The following is a 22,498-nucleotide window of genomic DNA, read 5'->3' as shown; positions in this document are numbered from 1 at the left end:
CGGGGAGAGGGGACCTTCGGTGACTTGGGAGGCGGGTTCCGGGCTCCGCTGGGTCGCCTGAAGGGTTGCGGGGCAAGCCTTGCATGGCTTCGCCATGCCCAATACGCGAGAGTGCTGCGGGGCAATCTTGGAGAGCAGGCTTCGGTAACCTTGGGCGGGTTCCGGCTGCGCCGGTGCCGCCTGAAGTCTTGCGGTGCAAGCCTTGCATGGCTTCGCCATGCCCAATACGCAAAAAAGCCATTGACCCTGTGGGTCAATGGCTTTTTTGTGTATTGGAGGCGGCTTCCAGATTCGAACTGGAGAATAACGGCTTTGCAGGCCGTCGCCTTACCACTTGGCCAAGCCGCCGAAATTTGTGGAGCGGGAAACGAGATTTGAACTCGCGACGTCAACCTTGGCAAGGTTGCACTCTACCACTGAGTTATTCCCGCTCATTGCCCTGAGGCGAAAAAGAATTTAACCGGTGGAGGGTCTGCTGTCAACAAAAAGATGGCGGTATATGGGGGCGGTGAGGGTCTGGTGGAGCTCGGTGCTTCTGTAATAGGTCGATTATTCATTTTTTTTGACCCGGTTCACAATATATCATGCGCCCAGAAAAAAAGACACGAACACGGACCGTGATTTATTCTCGCAGGGATCGGGGAGGCCTGGGGCGACGACGCCACCTGCCCCGGACATTTCATGAGAAACCACAGTACAAGAGGACATACAGTTTTATTACAGGGTGTTGCGGCGAAGAAATCAGGAGCTCGAAAAATGCAAAATATCATTTTCGGTTTTCTGTGCGATTTTCTCACCCTTCGGGCTATGGGCATGAATCTCAAGGGGCTTTACGATCAGCCCCGGTCCTGGGAGACACGATCAATGCGGAGGATATCCGCCACCCTGATGGAGTACACTCCCAATTCGGTGGTGCCGGAGATTTGATGGGCGGGGTCGACCTGCAGTGTGCCGGTGTTGCCGCTATCGGTCTGGATGTGAGCGAAGGTGGTGGCCTTGGCGTGGGTAAAAGACAGGCTGGAAAGGGTCTGGAAGTTTACTTGGAGAGTTCCCGTGCCCATGGCGCCCTCAAGGTATGGCCTGCCGTTGCAGGAGAGGGCCTGAATCAGAAGGGCCTCTCCGGTGCGGAGGGTGAGGGTGAAGGGTGTTTCAGGCTGGGTTGGGGTCAAGGCCAGGGCATGTCGCAGAAAATCTTCGATGAAGTCAAAGCCCTCTTCGATGGCGTAGCTGTCGTCCATGAGAAGTCGATGGCCGAAGGTTTCGTTGATGCCGAGAAGGAGGTAGGCCGCGAGGTCGGTGTCCATGGGGCGAACCTGGCCTTCGGCGATGGCCTGGTCCAGATCTTTGCGCAAAGGGGCGCACAGGGATTTCAGGCACTCGGCGGCTTTGTCTGCGAGATGGGCGTCTTCTCCGCCCAGAACCAGTTTGGTGTGGTTGAGCATGCCGATGTAGCTGTGGAAGGATCCCAGCATGGCATTGCCCCGTTTGCGCAGCCGGGTGATGTAGTCTGTCTCCTGTTTCACCTCGTTCCAGGCGTCCCGTGAGACCATGATTTTGGGGAGGCGCTCCAGGCAATGGAGGAAGAGCTCCTCCTTGGAGGTGAAGTAACGGTAAAAAGTACCGTTGCCCATGTGAAGGGCACTGGTGACGTCGCTTATTTTGGTTTTGTCGTAGTGCTTTCGGGAGAAGAGGGTCAGGGCCGTGTCGATGATCTGATTTCGGATGGCCACCTCATCTTCGACGGGTTCTCCCTCTTCGCTGCTCAGTCGCTGTTTGATATCGGAAAGGGAGAGTTTCTCCTTCTCACGCAGGTCACGAACCGTCTTCAGTCGTGTGAGGTGACTTTTGTTGTAGGTGGCCTTGGTGGGGCCTTGCCGCACCGGTGGATGGAGGATTCCGCTTCTCAGGTATTCATAAAGGGTGGAGATGCTGAGCCCGCTTTTTCTGGCGAGTTGGGGCAGTTTCATTTCGCTTTGCGTGGCATCATTCATGAAAGTCTCCAGCCCTGGGGCATGTCTTGGGGGCTCCAGGCAGCCTTTTTGTGATGTGGATCTGCTGCACGGTGCGACGTTGTTGTAAGGCATTTTCCGCCGTGATGTTTCATCAACGCATCTTCATTCTGGGAGCTCAGGCGATCGGGTAAGCTCTTCGGTGCGACTATACCACAGGATCGTGAAGGGTCAAAACAATCCGTAAGAACTGATTGGTGAGTCCATTAATGTTGGTGGTAGTTAATGCCAGTGATTGAATGTGTATAAAGTTATCGGAGCTTGACATTGTTTCATGGCGCGGGTATGAAATCATAATATATGATTCATGGTTCAGAAATTATGGAGAGAAGAACTTGTTCCGTCATTTTCCTGGCGGGCGGTTCCATAACCTGGTGTTTGGTGCAGGCTTTGGCTTGTGACGTAAGGAGGAGAGAAAATGTTGCTTCTGAATCCCCAGAAATTTGATCGGAAATATGCGGACGAAAAGACCCGGAATCTCATGGCCAAAACCATCGAGTTTCTCGAAAACAAGGGGCTGAAGTCCATTAAGAAAGACTGGCATGAGAAAGCCTGGAACCATGAATTCGTCGAATTCATGAAAAAAGAGCAGGTGTTCGCCACCCTCATGACCCCCACCGGGTACGGGGCGGAAGATTCCCGATGGGATACCTTTCGAAACTCTGAGTTTGCCGAAATTTCGGCATTCTATGGTATCACCTACTGGTACACCTATCAGGTGAGTATGCTGGGCCTGGGGCCTGTTTTTCTCGGGGCCAACGAAGAGATGAAGCACAAGACCGCCAAGTTGCTGCAAGAGGGAGGTGTCTTTGCTTTTGGACTCTCCGAACGTGAGCACGGCGCGGATATCTACTCCTCCGATATGATGCTCACCCCTAACGGGGACGGAACCTACAGGGCCAACGGTGATAAGTATTACATCGGCAACGGCAATGAAGCGGCGCTGGTGTCTACCTTCGCCAAAATGAGCGATACCGGTGAGTATGTCTGGTTTGGGGTGGATTCCAAGCATGAAAAGTACGAGCTTGTGAAAAACACCGTCAATGAGCAGAACTACGTCTCTGAATATGCCCTCCACGACTACCCCATCACCGAAGGAGAGATCCTGGAAAAAGGGGACAAGGCGTGGGACAACATGCTCAACACCATCAACATCTGCAAGTTCAACCTCGGCTGGGGCTCCATCGGCATGTGTACCCACGTCTTCTACGAGGCCATCGACCATGCGGCAAACCGATATGTTTACGGCAAGTACGTCACCGATTTTCCCCATGTGAAGCGTCTCTTTACCGATGCCTATGCCCGTCTCATCGCCATGAAGCTCTTCGCCGAGCGCGCCCGTGATTACATGCGCTGTGCCTCCGAGACAGACCGTCGCTACCTCCTTTTTAACCCCATGGTGAAGATGAAGGTGACCTGTCAGGGTGAAGAAGTGGTCAACCTTCTCTGGGATGTTATTGCTGCCAAGGGCTTCGAGAAAGAGCCCTTCTTCGAAGTCGTTGCCCACGAAATCCGCATGCTGCCCAAGCTTGAAGGCACCGTTCACGTGAATATGGCCCTTATCGTCAAATTCATGCAGAACTACTTCTTCAATCCCGGAGAGTTCCCTGAAATCCCCATGAGAACCGATGCGGCCAACGACGATTTTCTCTTTAACCAGGGGCCCACCAAAGGCCTTGGCAAGGTGCAGTTCCACGACTACAACATTGCCTATGACAGTGTGGATCTTCCCAACGTCAACGTCTTCAAAGAGCAGATTGCGACCTTCAAAGAGTACCTCATGAAGGCGTCTCCGGATAAGACCCAGGCCCGTGATATCGATTACCTCCTCTCCGTGGGGGATATCTTTACCCTTGTGGCTTACGGTCAGCTGATCCTCGAATCCAAGCCCCTCTTTGATGTGAGCGATGACCTCATTGAAGAGATCTTTGACGTGATGATCCGCGACTTTGCCAAGTTCGCCGTCACCCTTCACGGAAAGGCCAGCAACAGCGATGCCCAGAGAGATTATTGCCTGAAGATGGTCAAGAGCCCCGTCGCCAACCCCGAGCGGTTCAACAAGATCTGGACTGAGCAGGTCTATGCGATGAAAGACCAGTATAAAATGAAGGATTAAGATCGATTGTGGTCGGCTTATCCGGCTGGCATAGAGAGATGAAATGAGCGGGCTGCACACGAAGGTGTCAGCCCGTTTTTTTATATGGGTTCGGATGATGGCCCAGGATAAATCATCCTAAGAATATGAGCTACTCGACACCTGATCTGGCTGACGTTCGGGGGCGCGCAAGGTGCGTCAAACTGGCCGTCGATGCGTATTTTTTGATTGCCAATCACGGGGTGCGTTGCGTCGGAAACACTCCAGTGGATTGATTTCGTCGTTCATTTCAATTGAAAATCCACTTAAATTAGAATAGAATTTTCTCTGTATATCTTTTGGGCTCTCTCCTTTATTGTCGCCGCGACGGCGACCTCTCACGCAACCACAAGACAGCAGATCACCTCTGCTGATCACTCCATGGAGGATGTCATGATCGAACGGAATCAGATTTTTAAGTGCTCTTTGTGCGGAAATATTGTTGAAGTGCTGGTGGGAAGCGGGCCAATCCCCGTCTGCTGCGGCCAGGAGATGAGTCAGCTGGCGGAGAATACGGAAGACGCAGCCGTTGAAAAACATGTCCCTGTGATTGAAAAAATTGATGGGGGCGTCCGCGTGACCGTGGGTGAAGTGGCGCATCCCATGCTGGACGCTCATTATATTCAGTGGATTGAAGTGCTGTCCGGCGGCAAGGTGTACCGTCAGTATCTGAGCCCCGGTGAGGCCCCGGAAGCGATCTTTATGATTGAAGGCGATGACATCACCGCCCGTGAGTACTGCAATTTGCACGGACTCTGGAAAAAATAAACGGTGACGCCTTGAGCCCTGTTGTGTCCAAACAGAATTTTTCTGATTTGTCCCCTTAAAGATGGAGGAAGAACCATGGAAAAGAGCTGGAAATGTACCTCATGTGGATACACGTTAAAGGATAAAGAGCCTCCGGAGGAGTGCCCGGCGTGCAAGGGGAAATGCACCTTTGTGGACAATATCGATTACACCCAGAACATTGGAGATAAACGACCTGACGAGCGTCTCTGATGCAGGAAGGGGGAAGAATGAGGCAGGTTGGGATTGTGGTGGCGATGGTGCTGCTGGTGTCTGGGGCTCTTTACGCCTTTGCGGGTCAGGGGGCGGAGACCTTGGTGCTGCCGATGGAAGGGAAGTATGGGGATGTCGGACTCCCCCACTGGACACATCAGGAAAACCTGACGGATTGCACGGCCTGTCATGGTCTTTTTCCTCAGGAAACCGGGGCTATTGACCGCCTGAAGGCCGAAAAGGTATTGAAGAAAAAGCAGGTGATGAACAACTGCAGACGTTGTCACCGCTCACTGGCCAAGGCTGGCAAGGCGAGCGGTCCCATCAAGTGCATGGACTGTCATACCGCCGGCTAAGAGATAAAATAGACAAGAAAACCGCAGTGCCGAGCGCTGCGGTTTTTTTATGGGTGAAATGGGAGGGCATTCATCTCATGAGATCATGCCGCATTTGCAACCCCTTGCCGCCGGAGGTTTTTTGTCTTTTTTTTGACTCGATGAGTTATTTATAATAGAACTCAATATTTTACTCTCTAAAGAGGGGGCATCGATGGTGTTGGATAGCCTGTACGCAGGAAGCGTGGCCTTACCGGTACCCGCCTGGATCGTCAGGGGGCTTCACTTGGTGACCCTCACCACCCATGTGGCGGTGATGAACATCCTTTTGGGCAGTGTCCTGCTCTATGCTGCAGGGCTCTATCTTTCTGATGGCAAGGCGGTAAATACGCCCAGATTGCCGGTCTGGATGGCCTTTACCATCAACACAGGGGTTGCGCCCCTGCTTTTCTGTCAGGCCCTTCTGGCGGATTTTATTTTTACGAGCTCGATTCTCATTGCCGGGTGGTGGCTTGGCGCCGTCTTTGTGCTTATGGCGGCTTATTATCTTTCATATCTGGCGATTTCACCCCAGGCCCCCCTTGAAACCCGGCGGTTGGCGGCCATTGCCACCGCCCTTTTTTTGCTGTTTGTCTCCTTTATCTTCGTGTGCAATATCGATCTCATGGAAAACCCCCTTCGGTGGTCCCGTTATTTTGACTCTCCCCATGGATGGATTCTTTTTACCGGCGGGGCAGAGACCCTGTTTCGATGGCTTCATGTGGTGCTGGCGGCCTTGTTTCATGCCCTGCTTCTGGGCCGAATCCTGGGTAAGGCAGGCACACTCGACGGGAGATTAGGGCTTTGGTTGGGCGTGGGGCTTCTTTTGTCTCTTATGGCAACGGGGTGGGGCCATCACGCGCTTCTCCCCGAAACGGTCAGGCGGTGGTCCGGATCGGGCGTGATCACGCTGATGCTGTTGTTTCTCTCCGCAGGGGGGCTCGGACTCATATACCTGAGCGGGCGATTGAAGTGTGCCGCCGCCTGGGCCTGCGGTAACCTGACCCTGATGATCTGTTTCAGGGAAAAGGTACGCCAGAGCTTAATCATGGTGGTGACCACCACGCTCCCTCCGGATTACGGCTCGTTGGTCATGTTTGCCGCAGCCCTGGGATTGGGAGGGGGCGCGCTGATTTACATGCTGAGCCTGCTCCGCAAAGGAGGTGAGGCATGATGTATCCCGTGCTCGATTTTTTCAAAGGGGGCGGAGGTCTTTTGATTGCCGTCATCGCCGTGGTGCATGTCTATGTGGCACATTTTGCCGTGGGCGGGGGTCTGTTTCTGGTTTTGACTGAAATGCGGGCCCGGAAACGGCAGAGCGAGGCCCTGCTGGCCTATGCGAAGCGGAGTACGCGATTCTTTCTTCTGTTGACCATGGTATTCGGGGGGCTCTCCGGGGTCGCCATCTGGTTTACCATCGGGATCTTAAGTCCTGGTGCTACTGGAAAGCTGATTGGCATTTTTCTCTTTGCCTGGGCGGCGGAGTGGGTCTTCTTCTCCGTGGAGATTACGGCCCTTTTGATTTACTGGTATCGTTTCGATACCCTGAAACCGGCCGATCATCTCCGGGTGGGTTGGATCTATTTTATTTCGGCCTGGCTCTCCCTGTTTATTATCAATGGCGTCATCAGCTTTATGCTGACCCCGGGGGCCTGGCTTGAGACCGGCCGTTTTCAGGAGGCCTTTTTTAACCCGAGCTTCTGGCCATCCACCGTCTTTCGTACGTTTATGGCCCTTTGGGCCGCCGGGCTCTTTGGGTATGTGACCGCCGCATTTTCAAAAGAAAAAGAGGTGAGAGACGGGATGCTGGGGTTTTATACCCTTTGGGTCGTGACCCTGGGGGTGGCTGTTCTCGCTTCCGGTCGTTTGTATCTTGCTTCGGTGCCCGCCTTTCATCTGGCGGGACGCTATGAATTTGCATCCACCATCCCTCAGCGGGTTCAGGGGTTTACCTGGGTCACCCTTGGCATTATGGGGCTTGCCTTTTGTATGCTGATCGTGAAACATCGGCCGGTTCGCAAACCCCTGGCTCTCTTGGTTCTGGCCGTCGGCCTGATTCATATGGGTCTGTTTGAGATGGTGAGGGAACATGCCCGGAAACCGTGGATTGTTCCCGGGGTGCTTTACGCCAACAACATGGCCCCGGAAGATGCGGATGGGGTAAACGCTGAAGGCCTTCGAAGTCGGTCTTCCTGGCTCGCAGGTGATCATCTCACCGGTCGCAATCTTTTCAAGGCTCAATGCCTCTCCTGCCACAGCGTGGGGGGGCTCATCAACGATATTAAGCCCCTCACCGCCCGGTATACCCCGGAAGGCTTGGCCCAGGCCCTGGTCGGGCAGGGAACGCTACACCGGTATATGCCCCCCTTTTTTGGAGACGCCCGTGAGCGCCGTCTTCTCTCTCGGTGGTTGACCCACGGGTTACACGGGGCAAAACGGCAGGGCATCCCGAAGGGACCTCTCCCCAGGGAAGACACGATCGATACAAGGCAAACCCCCGTCCTTCTGGCGTGGCGTCAGACGTTGGGGAATGCCCGGCTGGACAGTGCGCTCTTCAGGTCGGGAGACCCGGTGACGCATCGCATCCAGGCGGTGTTGATATTAAAAGGAGACATGCCTGAGGTGGTGATGGATGGGCCGGAGATTGCCGTGTCATCCCAAGGGCAAACGTGGGCCATGGCTTTTGATGACGATCTGGGAACCTGGATTGCCAGTGCAGACACAAAGAGTCTTGCTGGGGAATGCCTCGTGACGGCCATGGAAGGAGGGGATGTGTTGAATCGGATTGCTTTACCGCCTGAGTCGGACTCCTCCCGAGGGTGTTTCCACTGCCATGGCGGGCAACGTGACCCTACCGGGATCGGAGAGGTCACCGCTCGGAATATTCTCGCGGCTCATGATAAAAACAGCGGCACCGCTTTTGTCGATGATGCCGATAAGGGAAGGCTCGTGATGTGTTCCCGGTGCCACCGTGGCAATCGCCCGTCTCCGTCGGCTGCCATCCACGGTTGGCACAATATCTATATGGCCGACAAGGGCGAAACCTCTTGCCGATTCTGTCACAGCAGCGGTCCAAACCATGCCCCGGCCTTTTTCTCGGGCCGACACAGGAAAAAGAGAAACTGCACCCACTGTCACTCAAATTTGAGAAACCATGCGGCAGGGCTTTTGAAACCCTTCACCGTCCCGGAAGTGAGGGGGCTGAAGGCATCCCTTGGAATAGAAGAGGGTTCCGTCACAGCTCGCGAACCCTATGCCCAGTTACCCGATTGCCTCTCCTGTCACGAGGAGTTTGGGCCTGCTTCATTTAAAAGCACAGCGGCCATGACGGATTCTTCAGAGGAGCGATTCAGCGTCAGGAAAGACGAGATGGAGGCTTTGGCCTGCGCCGCCTGCCACGGCAGAGCCCACGAACTCGTCCCGGCAACCCGGCCGGGTGTCAACGATCAGAGCCTTGCCTATATGGGGCAACCCGGGGTGATGGGCTCCATTACCTGCACCGTTTGTCATGAGGAAGAAAAAGAGGATGAAGCTCATCATGCAGGGATGCTGAAAAATAGGGATGGGATGAATACAAAATAATTTGTAATTATTCAGCCCATGAAAAGCAGCCTCCGGCGGCAAGGTGTGCCACCTTGAAAGCGGGTTTGCGAATGCTCTACGGTTGTCGGTATTCTCAGCATCTCGTGTCCGCATTCGCGTGTAGGGTAAGGGTCGGCATCGTACGTCACAAGCGCGCGAGCGTTCGGCCCTTTTTTAATTTTTTTTGTCCAACGTTTCAAGAGTTTGGCCTCCGGCAGGGCCGCCGGAGGCATGCTTTTTTTTGAAAAAATTGTAACCGGTTTAAAAAAAATGGCACCCCAGAGGGAGCTGTCAAAAATTTATCATAAATTTGAATGAATAATCTGGAGATATGTATGCGTAAAATTGTGATTGTCGGCGGAGTTGCCGGGGGTGCCACGGCGGCGGCCAGGGCAAGGCGTCTGGATGAAGATGCGGAGATTGTTCTCTTTGAGCGGGGTGAGTACATCTCTTTTGCCAACTGCGGGCTTCCCTATTATATCGGGGGGGTGATCACAGAGCGGGATGCCCTCCTCGTCACCACCGAGGAGTCCTTCTCCAGTCGGTACAACGTGAATATTCGGAGCCGGACCGAGGTCATAGGGATCGATCGGGAAAAAAAGGTGGTGGACGTTCGGGACGTGAGGACCGGAAAAACCACCACGGAAGCCTACGATCGCCTGATCCTCTCCCCCGGGGCGGAGCCTTTCCGGCCTTCCGTTAAGGGGATTGATCTGCCCGGTGTCTTTACCTTGCGGAATATCCCGGATACCGATCGTATCAAGCGGTATGTGGATGCCAAAATGCCCAAGACGGCCCTGGTGGCCGGGGCAGGATTTATCGGGCTGGAGATGGCTGAAAACCTTGTGGCACGGGGTGTGGAGACCACCGTTGTTGAACTTACCGACCAGATTATGCCTCCTCTGGATGTGGAGATGGCGGCCGTGGTGGAGACCCATGTGAAAAGCAAAGGGGCCATCGTGCTGACCTCAACTTCAGTTCAGGGGATCGAAGCGGCTGACGGGGCCTACACGGTTATGCTGCAAAATGGGAAGGGAGCAGAGACAAAGCAATTTGAACTGGTGCTTCTGGCGACTGGGGTTCGTCCCGAGACAAGCCTTGCGGTTTCAGCCGATCTGGCCCTGTCCGGGAAGGGCGGTGTGCGCGTGGACGCCTCTATGATGACCTCAGACCCTGCGATTCTGGCCACCGGCGATGCCGTGACCACCCTTGATTACGTCTCAGGGGCGGAGGTGGTGGTTCCCCTGGCCGGACCTGCCAACCGGCAGGGACGCATCGCCGCAGATAACGCCTCAGGACGACGCTCTGTTTACAAAGGCACCCTGGGGACCTCCATCGCCAAGATCTTTGACATGAACGCTGCCTGTACCGGCATGAGCGAAAAACGCCTGGAAGCAGCGAACATCCCCTTTAAAGCGAGCTGGACCCACTCCAATTCACACGCGGGCTATTATCCCGGTGCCGAGATGATGGGCATTAAACTCCTCTTTACCCCCAACGACGGCCAGGTGCTTGGTGCCCAGATCGTGGGCGGCAAAGGCGTGGACAAGCGCATTGATGTCATCGCCACCGCCATCAAGGCGGGCATGACTGTTTTCGATCTTCAGGAGCTCGAATTGGCCTATGCCCCTCCTTTCTCTTCTGCCAAAGACCCCGTGAACATCGCAGGCTACGTGGCAGGAAACATCCTCATGGGCGACGTGGAGATGATCGACTACCGGGAGACCCTTGCCGCAGACCTCGAAAAAGACCTGATCTTAGATGTGCGCACCGCAGAAGAAATCGAAGAGAACGGCACCCTTGATCACGTGCTTCATATTCCCATGGACGAAATCCGAAGCCGTATCTCCGAGATCGATCCCTCCAAACGGGTTCTTATCCTCTGCGCCATCGGCCTGCGAGGCTATCTGGGGTACCGAATTCTCAAGCACCGCGGGTACGATGTGAAAGCCGTAGCCGGTGGGTATGCCACGTTGCAGCATATGCGGTAAAAAAGGTATCACCTTGTATCGCGGGTTCGGGAAGGCTCCACCCTTTGTTTCATAGGGTAATCACATTCGCTGACGTGTTGCACACGTGGTCCATGACAGCCCGCATCGTGATCCTCGGCTTCATAAAAAATGAAAACAGTTGACTCGCTTTTCCGTATGAATGCGCAATATCTTTTGTATGGAAAAGCGATCGGGGATCCATGTGTGGAGATAGAAGGCTTCTGAAGCATAAAAATCGTAGTAACTATTCAGCTATCCATTTTTTCTTTATGACCCCGGCCTGACAGCACCCTACGCTTTTCGTCTTCCCCGCGCAGGCGGGGATCCATGGTGGTTGTGAGAAAGTGTATGCGTTGTATCTTTTTATGGTGACGTAACCCGAGCATGGATCCCCGGTCATCCGGTTGTTCCTGCGTTGCAGGGTATTTCAGGTTGCGGTCAGGCCGTATGCAACGACTCCCCGAAGAGCCGGGGAAGACGATTCCATGGAGCATGGCGGCCTTTTTGATAGGCACCTGTTTCTGTCTTTGTGGGCCCGGCCGGTTTGACGGTACCCTGCGATTTTCGTCTTTCCCGCGCAGGCGGGAACCCATGTAGGAAGAGCCGTATCATCCTAACTTTTTATAATGAAGTACCGGGTGGATGCGTAGGGTGCGCCGTGCGCACCGTCAGGCGTATCGTAAACCGGAAACACCGCATTATGAACTAAGACTCGTGGCCATCGTTAACTTGCGAGGCCGATGGTCCTCTCTACGGTAGAAGGTGCGGGAGCCGCACCCTACGCGGTGATGAAAAGACGTGACGGGTTGGCATTTGAACCTTTCTGGAATTTGCCTCGAACCGATCTGGCGAAGGCAAGCTGAATAGTTGCAAAGTAAACGAAGTTTTTTGTCGAAAAGGTAGAGTGAGAAGATGGCATCGAAGGCTGTTTCGGGCATGAATTGATCAAGTCTTTGAGGCCGACCTGTCTGCGGATTGAGTATGGCTTCGTTGGTTGTGGGATCTCGCTCAATTATTCGGCATGGGTATGAAAAGCCGCTGAGTCTGTAATATCCTACTTGGGATAGTTTCCTTTCTGAACGAAAGGGGTCGTTGATGATCATTCCACGCCGTTCGAGAATCTTTACAAGATTCTGATAGCTATTGTGGGGTTTCGTAAGCTTTGAAGGGGGCATTTTATATTCTGAGAGGCAGAAAAAAAGAAGGCCCAAACGTAATCCAGAACAAGTCTGAATCAGAGGAGTGGGCGCGATTGAATAAAGCATATGTTAAGTCTGGACTGGTGTCAAAGTATGAATCACTATGCCCCGTAGCTGTGCAGTCCCGGCAGCAGGTTGACGCCGAAATAGGTGAACATGACGGCGGCGAAGCCGACAAGGGAGAGGATGGCGGTTTTTTTGCCATTCCAGCCGCGGACGAGGCGGACATGGATCAGGGATGCGTAAATGAACCAGGTGATGAGGGACCAGGTCTCTTTGGGGTCCCACCCCCAGTAGCGGCCCCAGGCGGAGTTGGCCCAGACCGCGCCTGTGATGATGCCGATGGAGAGGAAGAGAAAGCCCAAAAGGATCATCTGGTGGGAGGTCTCGTCGATGTCGAAGGCGCTGCCATCGGAGTCTTCTTTGCCGGAGCGGAAGAGGAAGAGGAGGCTCAAGGCAAAGGAGAGGGTGAAGGCTGCGTATCCCACGAAGCAGGTCATGACATGGGCGGTGAGCCAGTTGCTCTTTAACGCGGGCATCAGGGGGCGGATCTGGGAGCCCACGTTGGGGGAGAGGGAGGCGTAGGCCAGGGCCAGAAAGGAGAAGGTGAGGGCAAAGCCGCCGGCGATGCGGATCTTCATGAGCCGTTCAAGGATCAGGTAGAGCGCCGCGATGGCGAGGCCGTAAAAGACCAGGGACTCATACAGGTTGGAGAGGGGAATTCGTCCGATGCCGATGGCGTAGGACTCGGACCAGCGAAGCAGAAATCCCGCCGTGTTGATTCCTAAGCCCGTGGCGGCGAGGCCTGTGGCTGGCAGATCAAGTTTTTCTGTTTTAAAAATCCATGCGCAAAAGTAGAGCAGGGCGGAAAGGCCGTAGACAAAGGTCGCGATGGATATGAGCAGGGAGCTGGTCATATTTCTTTTCTCCGGAGTGTCAGTCTTGAAATAATAAATTTGGTGCGAGAGCCTGGGTTCATAGTACAGCCCTGGCGGTCATATTTTTTATGGTGAAAATCAGTCAATGGGTTATAAGCCGAAGCTCCTGAGGCTTCTGCAGGCCCTTATCCCCCACGCGAATGCTGTCCGATGTGCTTTTGCCTGACTCTCACCGCCGAAGGTCAAACTTTTGCCAATTTTACGCGCGGGGTTTGACAAACATGTTTTAACCATCAATTGCCGTCATGGCACCTTAGGTTACTGGCGATCCCATCAGCGAATGTGATCGCCCTGAGGAACGAAGGGGGGAGCATTCGCAACCCGCTTTCAAGGTGGCACACCTTGCCGCCGGAGGCTTTTTTTTATCTTTCCCTTCCCATCCCTTCCAGCAGCTGTTCGGCATAGCGTTTGACCCACACTTTGTTTTTCGGGGCAGCGCCGGAGACGGTGACGATGGAGCCCTCTGGGGTGGGGGTCACCTCAACGCGAATTTTTTTATGGCCCATGAAGAAGGCGACGAAGCAGCCTGTGATCATGAGGAGAAAGCCGGTGTAGACCAGGCCAACGCCGGGGTCTCGGGTGACCTGGAGGCCCGTGTAGTAGGCGTGCTCATGGCCTGCGATGGAGAGAACCCACTCGCCTTTGCGCATCTTGTCGTAGTTTGAGAAGCGGGAGAGGAGCACCACCTCCCGGGAGGATTCCTGATCGGTGAGGGTGCCGATGACGGCTTCGCCCACCGCCCTTCCTTTGAACGCATGGTTTGATTTGTACCTGTCAAAGGTGAAGGTTCTGCCGGGGGCAAAGGAGACAGATTCCCCGATATCCAGAGGCTTTTTGATTACCTTTCCCGAGGCCTTTTCGGTAAAGGCGAAGGTGAAATCCCTGGCGCCCATGGAGCCATAGCTGGACTGATAGAAGGTGAGGCCTTTATAAGAGAGGGGCTGGTTGACGATGATCTCCTGGGTCAGGACCTCGTTCCCGTCTTCAAGGATGGTGAGGCTGGAACGGTATTCCTTGACGCTGCCCGAGTCGTAGTGGCTGAGGCTGAAGTTGTTGCACCGAACAGAAAAATCCAGGGGCTTTTTTTCGTTTGTGTTGCGAAGGGTGATGGCGCTGACGGTGTCACCTTCCGGGACGTTTACAAATCCGTCATATCCGAAGAGCATTCCGAGCAGGGCACCTGCCAGCAGGGTGAGGATGCCCGCGTGGACCACGTCCGCTCCGATGCGGGTCCAGCGCCCTTTCTCCGCTTCAAAGGCGCAGCCGGTGGCGGTGACGAGTTTTCTCCGGGTAGCAAATCGTTTTTTGAGGGCTTCCTGAAGCGGCGCTTCGAGGGTTTCCGGGGCGCGCTCGAAGGCAGCACTTGCCTGAACTGGGAGTGAGGAGAACCCTTTAAACCCTTTTCCAAAGGCCATTCTCCGGGTGGTGCGAAACCGGCTGACCGTGCAGACGAGCATATTGGTGGTGAGCAGGAGGATCAGCAGGACAAACCACCAGGCGCTGTACATGTCCGTTAAATCCAGGATGTGGAAGAGCCGGTAGAGGGGCTCGCCAAAGGTCTGGATGTAGTCGGCTGCGTGTTTGTTCTGGGGAATCAGGGTCCCCAGGACCGAGGTACCGGCCAGAAAAAGCAGAAGGACAACGGTCAGGCGGACCGATTTGAAGACGTCGGTGATGGGGGACAGAAAACGAGACATTATTTTTTTCCCTCTTTGTCGTGGTCGTCCCTGAAATGAGCGATGAGCTCATCGATGGATTGGTTTCCTGCCATGGCCAGGGGATTGATCTCCCGAAGGGCTTCCCAGGTTGCCATGGCCTCTTCCCGTTTTTTGAGATCGTACATCAGGACGATGCCCTTGTTGAGGTAGGCGTTCTCATGGGCTTTGTCGGCCGAGATCGCCTCATTAAAGGCGTCAACCGCTTGCAGGGGTTGCCCGTTCCTGCGGTACATGATTCCGAGATCGGTGAGGATGTTCGAATTGCCGGGGATGAGGGCCAGGGCGCGTTGGTAGGCGTCGATGGCTCCGGGGTATTGGTCCATGTCAAAGTAGGTGTTGCCGAGACGGACCAGCAGGTCCGCGTTCTGAGGGGCTTTGGCAATTTGCGCCTCCAATGCCTGGGCCATTTGTGATATCTTGTTGGTTTCCTGGGGGTTGGACGTTTTATAGGCGGGGGATTTCAGTTTCCAGGCGGAGAAGGCCACCCCAGAGATAAATCCGATGGCAAGGACCAGAATGAGAAGAAGAGGGGAGGTCCGGGTTTGGACGATCTGCCCTGGACTGTCATTTTTTTCCGTCATGGGGATGGGTTCCTGAAGTCTGTGGCCATGTGCCGATTTAAGAGTTAAGCGGTCGTATGCGCTGATTCATGAGGGTTTTCCCTCAGGCAACGCCACCGGTCTTTACCGCCCACGTACCATAGCGAAGTCATGTTGCCGAAACCTTACCCGGAAATTACATTTATGAAAGGATGGCCGGGTTCGTTGACAGGGCAGGGGGGCTTTTTTAGGGTATGGTTGGCGGGTGGGTTATTTAAAACGTTCTTTGTGCTTCGTTCTTCGTTCGAGGAGTCGTTGCGCTCTATCAATGAATAAATAATAAAAAAAAAGCAGGCATGCCGGAGGCATTGTTTTTTTGTGCGTTTATTTTTCCGGTACCTTTAATCAAGATATTAGGACACCTCTATGCGGATATTGATTGTTGAAGATGATGAAGAGATTGCCGGGTTTATTGCCAAAGGCCTTCGGCAGGAGGGGTTTGCCGTGGACACGGCTTTCCGGGGGGATGACGGGTTGGTCCTCGCCCTGGCAGAGCCCTACGATGCGGCCGTGATCGATATCATGCTGCCTGGGTGCGATGGGCTTGAAATTATCGAGACCATGCGGAAGAAACGGGTGAACACCCCGGTGCTGATTTTAAGCGCCCGGCGTTCAGTGGACGATCGGGTGCGGGGCATTCAGCGCGGGGGGGATGACTACATGGTCAAGCCTTTCGCGTTTTCTGAGCTTCTGGTGCGTATTCAGGCGCTGATTCGGCGGTCCGGCGGGGTGGCGGAAGCCTCTACCCTCACTGTGGGGGATCTCTTCATGGACCTCCTGAAACGGGGCGTTAAGCGCGGCGATACGGTGTTGGACCTTCAACCCCGTGAGTTCTCGCTTCTGGAGTACCTCATGCGAAACGCAGAGCGACCGGTGTCTAAAACCATGATTCTGGAGCATGTGTGGGACCTGCATTTTGACCCTCAGACCAATGTGGTGGATGTGCTTGTCTGTCGCCTGAGAAACAAGGTGGACAAAGCGTTTGACGCCAAGATGATCCACACCATCCGAGGGGTGGGGTATGTCCTTAAAACACCTGCGTAATATGACGCGTACTTTGGGGTTTCGAGTCGGGGCGTGGTACTCCGCGATCTTTATCGGAAGCTCGGCCCTTCTGTTTGCCCTGGCTTATCTTTTCCTCGGGGCGACCCTGAGGGGCCAGGATTACGAAGAGATTCAACTTGAACTTCGGGAGGTGCAGACCCTTTATGATATCGGGGGTGTCACCGCACTCAATCGGTATGTGGATGAGCTCGGCAGTGAACGCCGCTCCCGGCCTCTTTTTATCCGCGTGGCGGACAGGGCCAACCACACCCGCCATATTTTTTCCCGAGACAGCTGGAAAGATTTTGATCTGGAAATCCTTTCCCGGAGTTGTCACGATTGCCAGGGGTGGCAGACCCTCACCTGCCGGAAAGGCACTTACGTGCTGGATGTTCTCTCCGGTCCTCTGACCCCGCGGGGCAATCGGGTGCAGGTGGGCATGAGCAGCCAGCGACGCCAGGAGATCTTGAGCCAGTTTCGCAAGATCTTTCTTGTGGTGATGCTCCCCTTGTTTGCCCTGGGCCTGGGCGGCGGCCTCTTTCTCTCCCGTCGGACCTTACGGCCCCTGCGTGCCATTATCAAGACGGTCCGGTCCATTGACGCAGGCACCATGGATGCCCGGGTCGAAAGGGCCCATACCGGTGACGAACTCGACGAACTGGCCGGTCTGTTTAACAGCATGCTGGACAGTATTCATCGACTCATTACCAGCATGGAGAACTCCCTGGATGACGTCGCTCATGACCTCCGCACCCCCATGACCCGTCTGCGCAATGTTTCAGAGATGGCTCTAAGGGACGGCAACGACCCCTCGTTGCTCAGGCTGGCCCTTGAAAAAGGCATCGAAGAGTCCGATCGCATCCTAAGCCTTCTCACCACCCTCATGGACGTTTCCGAAGCGGAAACCGGCATGCTTCGTATCACCGCCTGTGAGAATGATCTCACCCGGCTTATCGAGACCATTGTCGAGATGTATCGGTTTGTGGCTGAAGAAAAAGAGGTGGTGATTACAGCAGATATAGAAAGCGGGCTTGTGGCCACCATCGATCCCCATCGCCTGAGCCAGGCCCTGGCCAATATCCTCGACAACGCCGTGAAGTTTACCCCCGAAGGGAAGACCGTTCGATTGGCCGCGCGCCGGAATGGGGATGCGATTTGTATCGAAATCGAAGACTCCGGCCCCGGCATCCCCCCCGAAGACCTTCCCCGCATCTGGGACCGCCTCTTCCGGGGCGATCGCAGCCGTTCGGAAAAAGGCTTGGGCCTTGGCCTCAGCCTGGTGAAAGGCATTGTGGCCGCCCATCACGGCGAAGTCCATGTAGAGAGCAGAGACGGCCAGGGGGCGCTGTTTACCGTGGTGCTGCCGGGTTAGCAAATGTTTTGAACCTTTATTCCCTGGGGATTATCCCCTGGTTTGGGGCCTTGCGCGTTCCATGAGCAGGAGGGTCTCCTGGTTTCTGGCTTTGTTGGTGAACTCGTAGGAGGCGATCCGGAATTCATCGTAGGAGACGCCGGCGGCCCACGCTTTGAGGCGTTTTTGTTCGATTTGGCCCTGGGGGTGGCCGCCGTAGATGGCGATGGAGATAACGCCTCTGCGGTGAAGGAGCTTCATGGCGGTCTCGATGGCAGCCAGGGAGGTCTCGGCGAGGGTGGTGACCGGGGAGTCGCTGGCCGGGAGGTAACCGAGGTTGAAGCTGACGGCTTTTATGAGGCCGTGGGTTTCAGGGGGCAGGTGATCAGCCATGGTCTCATGGCCTGCGTTGAAGAGGGTGACCCGGTCCATGAGGTCCGCTTTTAAGAGGGTGTCCGTGGCTCGGGTCAGGGCCTCCTCCTGCACGTCAAACCCGTAGACGTGGCCTTTGGGTCCCACACTTTTGGCGAGGAAGCTGGTGTCGTAGCCTGCACCCACGGTGGCGTCTACGACGATATCACCGGGCGTGAGAAAACGTTGCATGGTTTGCTGGGCAATATGGACAATGCCTTGAAGGGACATCTGTGTCTCCGAATGGTTGGTGAACCGAAAAATATTTTATGAAAATAAAGATCTTGGATTGGCCTTCTCACGGGCTGCCGGGACCGAAAACCATCAAGGCGCATTCCATTGGAATGCGCCTTTTTTGTGCCGTGAATGTCATCGTGAAAGGTGAAAATCGCTGCGCCGCTAAAGACAGCCTGAAGGCCGGGAGTCCCTGCGTCCCGGCATGGTTTTTACTCTTTTTCCACCCATCGTCCCACGGCTTCGGCCACGTTGAGGCCGTCCATGGCGGCGGAGATAATGCCCCCTGCGTAGCCCGCTCCTTCGCCGGTGGGGAAGAGGCCGGGGGTGTCGGGGTGCATGAAGGTGTCGCGTTCACGGGGAATGCGGACCGGAGAACTGGTGCGGGATTCCACGGCGATGAGGGTGGCATCGGGGTGGTCGAATCCTTTGAATTTCTGGCCAAAGTTTTGAAGGCCTTCGGCGATGCTTTCCGCCACGAAGGAGGGGAGAAGATCGTGGAGGTTTGTGGGGTAAAGGCCTGGGAGGTACGAGGTCTTGTGCAGGGATGTAGACGGGCGGTTCTGTAAAAAGTCCTCCACGCGCTGGGCTGGGGCTTTCTGGGTGGTGCCGTCCCCTGCCTGGAAGATTTTCCGCTCTATCGCCTCTTGGAATTCAAGGGCAGCCAGGGGATGCGCGTCTGTATCCTTTGCGAGGTCGGCAAGGCGGACTTCAGCCACAAGGCCTGCGTTGGCGTATTCAGCGCTTTGGTGGGAGAGGCTCATGCCGTTAAGTACCAGCTCGCCGGGGGCCGTGGCAGCGGGTACGACAAAGCCTCCGGGGCACATGCAGAAAGAGAAGACGCCTCGGCCTTTGACCTGACAGGCAATGCGATAGCTTGCGGCGGGCAGGTTGGGATGGCGCGTCTTTGTTTTATAGAAAATCTCGTCAATGAGTGTTTGGGGGTGTTCGATGCGAACGCCTAAGGCAAAGGGCTTGGCTTCGATTCGGATTTCCTGGGCGTGGAGCTGCCGGTAGATATCCCGGGCCGAGTGGCCGGTTGCAAGGATGACGGCATCAGCCGTCAGGGTCTCTCCGTTGTCAAGGACCACACCGGTCATGCGATTTTCTTCCATCACGAAGGAGTGGACGTGGGTGTCAAAGCGAACCTCTCCTCCGGCCTTCAGGATGTTCTCCCGCATGGCCCGGACAATTCGTGGGAGCACGTTTGAGCCCAGGTGGGGGTGTGCGTCGATGCGGATGGAGTCCAACGCCCCGTGGTCTATGAAGAGATCCAGAACCCGGGCAACATCCCCTCGTTTACTGGAACGCGTATAGAGTTTACCGTCGGAGTAAGTCCCGGCTCCGCCCTCTCCAAAACAGTAGTTGGAGTTGGGGTTGACATGGCCTTCTGAATAGATCTTTTTCAGGTCGAATCGTCGGGTTCGAACATCCTTTCCCCGTTCGAGGACCAAGGGGCGGATGCCCATCTCCAGCAGGCGAAGGGCCGCAAAGTATCCAGATGGACCCGCGCCGACCACGATAACCTTTTTGTCTGTGAGGGGGACCGGGTTAAAGGGGCGACTGGCCGTAGGCTCGGGAAGTTCTCCTTCGGCGACCTCGGCCCGAATCGAAAATCGAGGTTCCCATCCCCTGCCGTCGATAGATCTCTTCAGCACCCTGTAAGTAAACGTCTCTTCATCGCACGGCCCGTATTTTGACATCAGGCTTTTTTTGACAGCCTCGGGGTTGTTGATTTTTTCCGGGGTGACTCGAATTTCTATGATTTTTGGCTCCATGAGGGCTCCATGTGTTTGTACAGAACGGAAAGAGGCCCGTCCGTCTTTTTTGTTTCTGTAAGAAGCATTCGGGTTATCAGGGTTTTGAGGCCTGTTGTCAAGTGCGAGATTGAGGGAAGGGCGGGAAAAGCATGCCACCGGTAACGAGGCCGCAAGTCAGAGGCGGGCATGTCAAACATGAGGCGTTTGCCTCAGCGGATTATTTGGGAAAACGGTATTGTCAGCCCTGAAGCTGTATTAAATGCAGCCGGAAGCGTTATTTTGATGCATTATAAAGGGAGCGCTCTGGATGACGTCATGGTTTACAATCGTTTATTGCTTTGTTTAAAACATGGAACACCTGTTTTTTTTAAATAGACGTACCACCTGACTTCGTCAGGTTTGTTTTTGTGGGCGTGTGTCCCCCTTATGATGGCTTGAAAAGTATGAATGGCTTTTATCGCGTGAAATACACTCTGGAGAGACGAATGAACATTCGCCGCCCGATGGTTTGCCTTGCCCTCCTTTTCCTGTTGACCTTGCTCGTTTTAGCCGGGTGCATGGGGGGGGCGAAGGTTCTGGATATGCCTTATTGTACGATGGATGTCTCACCGCTGCCGTGTTGGGTTCACGATGTGGCGCTCCTTGATGGGTACTATGTGGGTGTGGGCTCTTCGGCTCCCTTTGCCGAAGGCTTTACGCCTCAAAAGTTTCGAGCAAAGGCCATGGCCTTGGAGAACCTGATTCACCAGATACAGGTGACCATTGAAAGCAGCCTGGAGGTGACTGAGAGCCAGGAGCAAATCGCGGGGGGGGAGACATTGGCGAGTCGGGCTGTCACAAGGCATCTTCGGGTGGCATCCAGTCTTACGTTGACGGAGGTTAAAGAGGCCGGGTACTACATGGACCCTTCGACCTGTATTTTCTGGATGCGGCTGAAGATCAAGCGGGAAGTGGCCGATAATCTCATTGCCTTGAAGCAGGCCAAGGGGCTCTATCAGCTTACCGTGGATGAGTCAGCGGCCACCCCGGCCCAGAAGCTGCGTTGGATTGTCGATGCCACAGCTCGTTTAAGCGATGTGGATTTTTCCGTCCTGCCCAGGGATGCGGGCAATAAATCTCACCTCAGTGAGCTTTTTGCCCGGCGAAAAACCGAACTGGAGCAAAACGGACATGATCGAACCCTCTGGGTGTTCTCCGGCACATTGGAATTAAGGACAGCCCTTGCCTTTCGCCTTCGCGCCCTGGCCGAAGCCAACGGCGCTGTCTATCTTGATACCCCTTGCCGTGGCACCCACGATTGCCTGTTTCTGGCCCGGGAATTTCGATCGAAGCATCTGGTGTGGATAAAAGCCAACGCTGAAACATCCACTGGGTTTTTGGGTATATACAAAGGGTTCCTGCGCGTCGGTGTGTCTCGATTTGATGTGGACACGGGGACTCTTCTTTCCAGGCAATCTGACGAGGGCGGGACCTTTGCTTTTGACGAAGGGAGCATTGAGTGGCCCCGGCTGCTTGAGCAGCTGCTGGCGACTGAGAAGATGAAACCCGTGTTGGCCCCTCAATAACCTTGAATGGTGTTGACGCACCCAGCGCTTGGGAACCCAGAGGTATCGGGGTAATGGTAGGGTGCGCCGTGCGCACCGTTTACCGCCCAAAAGCCCAACATCGCTTATTCTTGCGGTGGTCCGATATGTTGAAATGGTTCAGAAGAACAGGCCGGAGGCTTGCGTTACGTTAGAAGGTGCGGGGGCCGCACCCTACGCTCGGGAACCCGGAGGTGCAGGGGGAATGGTAGGGTGCGGCTTCCGCACCGCTTACCTCCCAAAAACCCAACACCGTTTTTCTTGCGGTGGCCTGTGATGGTGAAATGGATCAGGAGAAAAGGCCGGTGGCTTGCGTTACGTTAGAAGGTGCGGGAGCCGCACCCTACACTCGGAAACCCGGAGGTGCAGGGGGAATGGTAGGGTGCGGCTCCCGCACCGATTACCTCCCAAAAACCCAACACCGCTTTTTCATGGGGTTGCCCGTGGTGGGGAAATGTTTCAGGAGAACAGGCCGGTGTCTTGCGTTACGTTAGAAGGTGCGGGAGCCGCACCCTACGCGCGGGAACCGGAGGTGTCGGGGTAATGGTAGGGTGCGGCTCCCGCACCGATTA

The 22,498-nt window shown here is 55.0% G+C and carries 18 protein-coding genes and 2 tRNA genes; 10 read left to right on the top strand and 10 right to left on the bottom strand.

Going from position 1 to position 22,498, the window contains the following annotated elements:
• From Q1Q75_RS19835 to Q1Q75_RS19820, 4 genes are all read right to left on the bottom strand, one after another.
• Positions 1 to 219: hypothetical protein (locus Q1Q75_RS19835; protein WP_300674323.1), on the bottom strand; the 219-nt coding region annotated here is incomplete at its 3' end.
• A gap of 54 nt (positions 220 to 273) precedes the next feature.
• A tRNA-Cys gene (locus Q1Q75_RS19830) sits at positions 274 to 348 on the bottom strand.
• A gap of 8 nt (positions 349 to 356) precedes the next feature.
• Positions 357 to 431, bottom strand: a tRNA-Gly gene (locus Q1Q75_RS19825).
• 405 nt (positions 432 to 836) lie between these two features.
• Complete coding sequence (locus tag Q1Q75_RS19820; RefSeq protein ID WP_300674320.1) at positions 837 to 1,991, bottom strand: TetR family transcriptional regulator; 1,155 nt, start codon at positions 1,989 to 1,991, stop codon at positions 837 to 839.
• 436 nt (positions 1,992 to 2,427) lie between these two features.
• On the opposite strand from Q1Q75_RS19820, the gene Q1Q75_RS19815 reads away from it, so the two are divergent.
• From Q1Q75_RS19815 to Q1Q75_RS19785, 7 genes are all read left to right on the top strand, one after another.
• Positions 2,428 to 4,125: an acyl-CoA dehydrogenase family protein gene (locus tag Q1Q75_RS19815; RefSeq protein ID WP_300674318.1), complete on the top strand. Its 1,698-nt coding sequence runs from the start codon at positions 2,428 to 2,430 to the stop codon at positions 4,123 to 4,125.
• Positions 4,126 to 4,536: 411 nt separating this feature from the next.
• Entirely contained in the window at positions 4,537 to 4,911 is a 375-nt protein-coding gene (locus tag Q1Q75_RS19810; RefSeq protein ID WP_300674316.1) for a desulfoferrodoxin, read from the top strand.
• 75 nt (positions 4,912 to 4,986) lie between these two features.
• Complete coding sequence (locus Q1Q75_RS19805) at positions 4,987 to 5,142, top strand: rubredoxin-like domain-containing protein (protein ID WP_300674314.1); 156 nt, start codon at positions 4,987 to 4,989, stop codon at positions 5,140 to 5,142.
• A gap of 17 nt (positions 5,143 to 5,159) precedes the next feature.
• Positions 5,160 to 5,498, top strand: coding sequence for a cytochrome c3 family protein (locus Q1Q75_RS19800; protein WP_300674311.1), 339 nt, complete (start codon positions 5,160 to 5,162; stop codon positions 5,496 to 5,498).
• Positions 5,499 to 5,691: 193 nt separating this feature from the next.
• Positions 5,692 to 6,690, top strand: coding sequence for a hypothetical protein (locus Q1Q75_RS19795; protein WP_300674308.1), 999 nt, complete (start codon positions 5,692 to 5,694; stop codon positions 6,688 to 6,690).
• Entirely contained in the window at positions 6,687 to 9,098 is a 2,412-nt protein-coding gene (locus Q1Q75_RS19790; RefSeq protein WP_300674306.1) for a cytochrome ubiquinol oxidase subunit I, read from the top strand. Before Q1Q75_RS19795 ends, Q1Q75_RS19790 begins: the two co-directional genes overlap by 4 nt.
• A 335-nt stretch (positions 9,099 to 9,433) precedes the next feature.
• On the top strand, positions 9,434 to 11,089 hold the full coding sequence (locus tag Q1Q75_RS19785) for an FAD-dependent oxidoreductase (RefSeq protein ID WP_300674303.1): 1,656 nt from the start codon (positions 9,434 to 9,436) through the stop codon (positions 11,087 to 11,089).
• Positions 11,090 to 11,787: 698 nt separating this feature from the next.
• Here the strand turns inward: Q1Q75_RS19785 and Q1Q75_RS22655 are convergent.
• From Q1Q75_RS22655 to Q1Q75_RS19770, 4 genes are all read right to left on the bottom strand, one after another.
• On the bottom strand, positions 11,788 to 12,192 hold the full coding sequence (locus Q1Q75_RS22655; RefSeq protein ID WP_366945268.1) for an Abi family protein: 405 nt from the start codon (positions 12,190 to 12,192) through the stop codon (positions 11,788 to 11,790).
• Positions 12,193 to 12,389: 197 nt separating this feature from the next.
• Complete coding sequence (ccsB, locus tag Q1Q75_RS19780) at positions 12,390 to 13,205, bottom strand: c-type cytochrome biogenesis protein CcsB (RefSeq protein ID WP_300674301.1); 816 nt, start codon at positions 13,203 to 13,205, stop codon at positions 12,390 to 12,392.
• Between the two features lie 383 nt (positions 13,206 to 13,588).
• Positions 13,589 to 14,923, bottom strand: a complete 1,335-nt coding sequence (locus Q1Q75_RS19775) for a cytochrome c biogenesis protein ResB (protein WP_300674299.1) — start codon at positions 14,921 to 14,923, stop codon at positions 13,589 to 13,591.
• The gene (locus tag Q1Q75_RS19770) at positions 14,923 to 15,525 is read right to left on the bottom strand and encodes a tetratricopeptide repeat protein (RefSeq protein WP_300674298.1); all 603 of its coding nucleotides are present in this window, start codon (positions 15,523 to 15,525) and stop codon (positions 14,923 to 14,925) included. The genes Q1Q75_RS19775 and Q1Q75_RS19770 overlap by 1 nt, the downstream gene beginning before the upstream one ends.
• 384 nt (positions 15,526 to 15,909) lie before the next feature.
• On the opposite strand from Q1Q75_RS19770, the gene Q1Q75_RS19765 reads away from it, so the two are divergent.
• Both Q1Q75_RS19765 and Q1Q75_RS19760 read left to right on the top strand, forming a co-directional pair.
• The gene (locus tag Q1Q75_RS19765) at positions 15,910 to 16,587 is read left to right on the top strand and encodes a response regulator transcription factor (RefSeq protein ID WP_300674295.1); all 678 of its coding nucleotides are present in this window, start codon (positions 15,910 to 15,912) and stop codon (positions 16,585 to 16,587) included.
• Positions 16,565 to 17,959 (top strand): HAMP domain-containing sensor histidine kinase, encoded by a 1,395-nt coding sequence (locus Q1Q75_RS19760; protein ID WP_300674292.1) that lies wholly within the window; start codon positions 16,565 to 16,567, stop codon positions 17,957 to 17,959. Before Q1Q75_RS19765 ends, Q1Q75_RS19760 begins: the two co-directional genes overlap by 23 nt.
• A gap of 30 nt (positions 17,960 to 17,989) precedes the next feature.
• Here the strand turns inward: Q1Q75_RS19760 and Q1Q75_RS19755 are convergent, their stop codons facing one another.
• Together Q1Q75_RS19755 and Q1Q75_RS19750 are read right to left on the bottom strand one after the other, a co-directional pair.
• Positions 17,990 to 18,580 (bottom strand): class I SAM-dependent methyltransferase, encoded by a 591-nt coding sequence (locus Q1Q75_RS19755; RefSeq protein WP_300674290.1) that lies wholly within the window; start codon positions 18,578 to 18,580, stop codon positions 17,990 to 17,992.
• A gap of 215 nt (positions 18,581 to 18,795) precedes the next feature.
• Positions 18,796 to 20,361, bottom strand: coding sequence for an FAD-dependent oxidoreductase (locus Q1Q75_RS19750; protein WP_300674287.1), 1,566 nt, complete (start codon positions 20,359 to 20,361; stop codon positions 18,796 to 18,798).
• A 467-nt stretch (positions 20,362 to 20,828) separates the two neighbouring features.
• On the opposite strand from Q1Q75_RS19750, the gene Q1Q75_RS19745 reads away from it, so the two are divergent.
• Positions 20,829 to 21,908 (top strand): hypothetical protein, encoded by a 1,080-nt coding sequence (locus Q1Q75_RS19745; protein ID WP_300674284.1) that lies wholly within the window; start codon positions 20,829 to 20,831, stop codon positions 21,906 to 21,908.
• Positions 21,909 to 22,498 lie beyond the last annotated feature (590 nt).

Source organism: Desulfoluna sp., assembly GCF_030145185.1.
Classification (GTDB): Bacteria; Desulfobacterota; Desulfobacteria; order Desulfobacterales; family Desulfolunaceae; genus Desulfoluna.
This window is presented reverse-complemented; position numbering and strand designations above follow the sequence as displayed.

What these genes read in the sequence shown, in the direction of transcription:
- Q1Q75_RS19820 (WP_300674320.1), bottom strand. Translation starts at nt 1,991, where the DNA reads ATGAATGATGCCACGCAAAGCGAAATGAAACTGCCCCAACTCGCCAGA.
- Q1Q75_RS19815 (WP_300674318.1), top strand. Translation starts at nt 2,428, where the DNA reads ATGTTGCTTCTGAATCCCCAGAAATTTGATCGGAAATATGCGGACGAA.
- Q1Q75_RS19810 (WP_300674316.1), top strand. Translation starts at nt 4,537, where the DNA reads ATGATCGAACGGAATCAGATTTTTAAGTGCTCTTTGTGCGGAAATATT.
- Q1Q75_RS19805 (WP_300674314.1), top strand. Translation starts at nt 4,987, where the DNA reads ATGGAAAAGAGCTGGAAATGTACCTCATGTGGATACACGTTAAAGGAT.
- Q1Q75_RS19800 (WP_300674311.1), top strand. Translation starts at nt 5,160, where the DNA reads ATGAGGCAGGTTGGGATTGTGGTGGCGATGGTGCTGCTGGTGTCTGGG.
- Q1Q75_RS19795 (WP_300674308.1), top strand. Translation starts at nt 5,692, where the DNA reads ATGGTGTTGGATAGCCTGTACGCAGGAAGCGTGGCCTTACCGGTACCC.
- Q1Q75_RS19790 (WP_300674306.1), top strand. Translation starts at nt 6,687, where the DNA reads ATGATGTATCCCGTGCTCGATTTTTTCAAAGGGGGCGGAGGTCTTTTG.
- Q1Q75_RS19785 (WP_300674303.1), top strand. Translation starts at nt 9,434, where the DNA reads ATGCGTAAAATTGTGATTGTCGGCGGAGTTGCCGGGGGTGCCACGGCG.
- Q1Q75_RS22655 (WP_366945268.1), bottom strand. Translation starts at nt 12,192, where the DNA reads ATGATCATCAACGACCCCTTTCGTTCAGAAAGGAAACTATCCCAAGTA.
- ccsB (WP_300674301.1), bottom strand. Translation starts at nt 13,205, where the DNA reads ATGACCAGCTCCCTGCTCATATCCATCGCGACCTTTGTCTACGGCCTT.
- Q1Q75_RS19775 (WP_300674299.1), bottom strand. Translation starts at nt 14,923, where the DNA reads ATGTCTCGTTTTCTGTCCCCCATCACCGACGTCTTCAAATCGGTCCGC.
- Q1Q75_RS19770 (WP_300674298.1), bottom strand. Translation starts at nt 15,525, where the DNA reads ATGACGGAAAAAAATGACAGTCCAGGGCAGATCGTCCAAACCCGGACC.
- Q1Q75_RS19765 (WP_300674295.1), top strand. Translation starts at nt 15,910, where the DNA reads ATGCGGATATTGATTGTTGAAGATGATGAAGAGATTGCCGGGTTTATT.
- Q1Q75_RS19760 (WP_300674292.1), top strand. Translation starts at nt 16,565, where the DNA reads ATGTCCTTAAAACACCTGCGTAATATGACGCGTACTTTGGGGTTTCGA.
- Q1Q75_RS19755 (WP_300674290.1), bottom strand. Translation starts at nt 18,580, where the DNA reads ATGTCCCTTCAAGGCATTGTCCATATTGCCCAGCAAACCATGCAACGT.
- Q1Q75_RS19750 (WP_300674287.1), bottom strand. Translation starts at nt 20,361, where the DNA reads ATGGAGCCAAAAATCATAGAAATTCGAGTCACCCCGGAAAAAATCAAC.
- Q1Q75_RS19745 (WP_300674284.1), top strand. Translation starts at nt 20,829, where the DNA reads ATGAACATTCGCCGCCCGATGGTTTGCCTTGCCCTCCTTTTCCTGTTG.